The sequence below is a fragment of the Streptomyces sp. MMG1121 genome (genome assembly GCF_001280015.1).
Taxonomy (GTDB): Bacteria; Actinomycetota; Actinomycetes; order Streptomycetales; family Streptomycetaceae; genus Streptomyces.
The window spans coordinates 1-3,632 of the sequence record NZ_LGDV01000239.1 but is presented as its reverse complement, the minus strand read 5'-3'; the positions used below and the strand labels follow the sequence as shown (position 1 = coordinate 3,632).

General features: G+C 68.9%; 3 protein-coding genes. All 3 read left to right on the top strand.

Annotated elements, in window-relative coordinates; all coding sequences use genetic code 11:
- The first annotated feature begins 334 nt into the window (after window positions 1–334).
- The 3 genes from ADK64_RS37450 to ADK64_RS37435 all read left to right on the top strand — a co-directional run bounded on the left by ADK64_RS37450 (window position 335) and on the right by ADK64_RS37435 (window position 3,556).
- Entirely contained in the window at window positions 335–1,090 is a 756-nt protein-coding gene (locus tag ADK64_RS37450; RefSeq protein ID WP_053666559.1) for an SDR family NAD(P)-dependent oxidoreductase, read from the top strand.
- A gap of 17 nt (window positions 1,091–1,107) precedes the next feature.
- A complete protein-coding gene (locus tag ADK64_RS37445) occupies window positions 1,108–1,998 on the top strand; it encodes an ABC transporter substrate-binding protein (RefSeq protein WP_053666558.1) in 891 nt (296 codons plus the stop codon).
- Between the two features lie 841 nt (window positions 1,999–2,839).
- Window positions 2,840–3,556 (top strand): hypothetical protein, encoded by a 717-nt coding sequence (locus ADK64_RS37435; protein WP_053666556.1) that lies wholly within the window; start codon window positions 2,840–2,842, stop codon window positions 3,554–3,556.
- Window positions 3,557–3,632: the final 76 nt, after the last annotated feature.

Genomic DNA, 3,632 nt, shown 5'->3' with positions numbered 1-3,632 from the left:
TTCCGGGGCCGCGCGACGATTTCGGCGCAACGCGGTGGGCACCCGGCCGACCGGCACTTCAGCGTCCAGCGGATCACCGGCCACGCGCATCTGTGGGTGGGCGAATGCATCATCACCAGAAGCAAGTGAGACCACTCGCGGCGCGCTGCTACGGCCGCTCCCTTCTCACGTCTCACGTGCGGCGCGGGCTGCCCTGGACCGCGGCCGATCCGCCGCGGACGAGGTCGACGCCGTGCTTCATGGGGCGATCAGCCCGGCAGACCCCGGTTGTTCGGGAAAGACGACTCCGAGCGGTCGCACCGTCGGCCCGCGACAGTGAGCAGGAGGTGGGCTCGTGACCGGGACCATCGGCAGGGTGGCGTTGGTGACAGGAGCCAGCAGCGGAATCGGTGCCGCTACCGCGCACCTTCTGGCCTCGCGAGGGATGCGCGTAGTGGTCAACTACCTGCGCAACAGCGGGGCAGCCCACGAGGTCGTGGCCGGCATCGAGGCCGCAGGGGGCCAGGCCATGGCCGTGCAGGCTGACGTGCGCGAGGCAGCGGCGATCGCCAGCATGGTCGATCAGGTCCAGGCGACGTGGAGCGGCATCGACGTGCTTGTGCACAACGCGCTCATCCCGTACGCGATCAAGTCGTTCCAGGACATGACGTGGGAGGAACTGGGAGGCAAACTCAACGACGAGATGCATGCGGCGTTCGCGGTCACCAAGGCCGTCCTGCCCGCCATGGCCGAACAGCGCTGGGGGCGCATCATCTACATCGGTACCGGCCTCAGCAAGCGGCCCCGGGAGAACATGATCGCACTGGGCACAGCCAAGGCCGCGCTGGAGCAGTTCGCCCGGTACCTCGCCCAGGAACTGGGCCCGCAGGGCATCACGGTGAACATCGTCGCGTCTGGCCCGGTCGAGGACACCCGCCTCGCGGATGAATTCGACGACGCGCACAAACAGCGGCAGGTGGCTGCTACTCCCCTGGGCCGCCTGGCACACCCCGCCGACGTCGCCCAGGCGGTCGCCTTCTACGCCAGCGAGGACAACGCCTTCATGACCGGCACCACGGCTGCGGTCAACGGCGGGATGTCCATGTACTGACGCGACGGGAGACATTCATGTACACGATCGATCTCGCCTACGTCGGGCGAGGCCTGCACGAGGAACTGGTCGCCTACATCGCGGACCAGGAGGGATACAACGCCGACGAGGGCGTGCACGTCGCGCTGCGGGACGGCTGCTCCTGGGACGAGGAACGGCTGCGCCGTGGCGCCACCATCGGGCTCGGCCGGGCACTGCTGTCCCGACTCACCGACGGCATCCCCTGGGTGGCGCTCAATGTCAACACCTGCAGCCCGCTGTTCTGGTTCCTGGCCCGCCCCGGCCCGACCTCCCTGGCCGACCTGGCCGGCCGGCGGCTGGCGGTCCACGCACCGCACACCGCACCTGGGTGCTTCGCCCGGATCGTGCTGCGTCGGGCGGGCCTCGACCCGGACCGCGGCATCCACACCATCGTCCGGCCGCCGGGCGACTACGGCATGGACCTGCGCCGGCTGCACGACGGCAGCATCGACGCCGCCCTGGTCGGCAGCACCATGGCACCGGAAGCGGTGGCCGCCGAGCACGGTTGGCAGATGCTGGGCTGGGTCGGCGACCACTTCCAGATCCCCACCGTAGGGGTGGCCGTCGACCCCACCTACACAGACCCTGACGCCCCCGCGGTCCAGGCCCTCCTACGAGCCCACCGGCGCGCTCTGCAGGTGATCCGCGACGATCCCGACACCACGGTGCGGCACATGCACGCATTCCTCGGCCGGCACACCGAGGAGGAAGTCCGAGCCCACTACGAGGCGTTCATCGCACCGCATTACACCACCGACGGCGGAGTCGACCTCGCCCTCGGCGACGGAGCGATCACCGCGGTCGCCGCCGAACTCGGCGTCCCCGTCACGGTCACCGCAGCCGACTTCTACCGCACCGTGACCTCCCACGCCTGGGAGCCGGGGTGATCCAACCACCTCGAAGATCAATTCGTCAGGTGTTCTCGAAGTCGTAGCAGGGCCTCGGACGTGACGGCGTGTGATGAGGCCCGCTCCACGACCCAGCGGCAGCACCAGGCGCAGTTGGTCCCATACGCTTGCCTCGTTGCAGGCGGCAGGCGACGCCAGCAGGTCATGCCCAAGCCGAAGCCCAGCTCCTGCGGCCGGTACTCCCGCTGGATTCCCGCACAGGGCCTGACGGCCCGGCACTCGCAGCCGACCCGCCATCAGCTGTGGACCCGGCTTGGGTGACAACGGCTTGATCAGCGAACGCAGTTCATCCCACACGATCCACGGCCTCGGCTGACGATTTCCCACGGACCTGCATGTGTACCAAGCTCAGCCGGCCGGGAACAATCTGATCCGGCCTGGTGAGGAGACCTCCGGCCCCGGACCGGGCCGTGCAGCATGTTCGCCGAGCCCGCCCCGACGACCGGTCCGGAATACTGGCTCGCGGACGGCGTGCACCCGACGCCGGCCGCCCGTGACACCGGCGATCGTCAGGACACCAGGACAGCCGCCACCCCGAGTGACTGCGTGACTGTGGACGTTCCTCCCGTCGGCGTCGGGGCCAACGTGTCTCCGCCAGGCATCTCGAAGAGAACGGCGGGCACGGAACAGCACCTCCGGTAAGCGGAGTGTCCGGATCAAGTCACCAGAGGATCCGGGCAGTTGTGACATGGGCGGGGCAACCCACTCACCTCACCTCCCGTGTACAGAGATAGGCAGCGTTACCTGCACACCACACGGAATCCGGCGAGGATGCGCCTCCGTCTGGTGGAGCCACACAGACTGGAACGGAGAACCCGGCATGACTGTTCGCCTTCGTACGATCCCGCTCGTTCTCGTCGCCGCCGGCGCGGCGCTGACCCTGACGGCCTGCCAGGGCGGCTCGGGCAACGATGCCGCTGCCCCTTCCAGCGCCGGCGCAAGCCCGGCCACGACCACCCCCGGCTCCGGCAGCTCCAAGAACAGCAGCGGAGCCGGCTCGTCCTCCGGGACCGATACCGGCGGGGCCGCGGCACAGCCGGGCAGCAAGGATGCCACCCTTGACTCCTACGCCTACAAGCACCCGTGCGCAGCCGAGCAGCTCGCGGTCAGCGCGAAGAGCCTCGACTCCAGCCCGAATCAGTACGTCGTCTCGGTGGCCAATCACGGCAAGGCTGCCTGCGGTCTCTCCTCCTACTACCCCGTGGTCGACCTGGGCTCGAAAGACGCCGCGGACCGCTCGCACGACATCCGCCCGCTCGTGCCCGGCGGCCTGGGAGGCGCCCCCGCGGTGCCGGTCCACGCCGGGCACACGGTCTATGCGGTACTGGACACAGATCCCATCGGCGCCAAGGGCAGCAACGGGGGCTTCGACGAGATCAACGTCCTCGCGGACAAGAGCTTCCCGAACGCCGACACGCTCAACTTCCCGCTTGCGACCGGCGCGATCGTCGTTCGGCACCCCAAACTGGGGCTGTACCGCAACAGCATCAGTGATGCGGTCGCCAGCATGCGCACAGCGAACACCAGCGGCAGCTGAGGGCAGGGAGACCGTGACGGCTCCGACCAAGGTTGCGTGAGCACAGTTGATCAAGCCCCTGCCCCCTGCCCCCTGC

Bases quoted from the DNA above. Each gene is read 5' to 3' on its own strand.
- ADK64_RS37445 (WP_053666558.1), top strand. From the start codon at position 1,108: ATGTACACGATCGATCTCGCCTACGTCGGGCGAGGCCTGCACGAGGAA.
- ADK64_RS37435 (WP_053666556.1), top strand. From the start codon at position 2,840: ATGACTGTTCGCCTTCGTACGATCCCGCTCGTTCTCGTCGCCGCCGGC.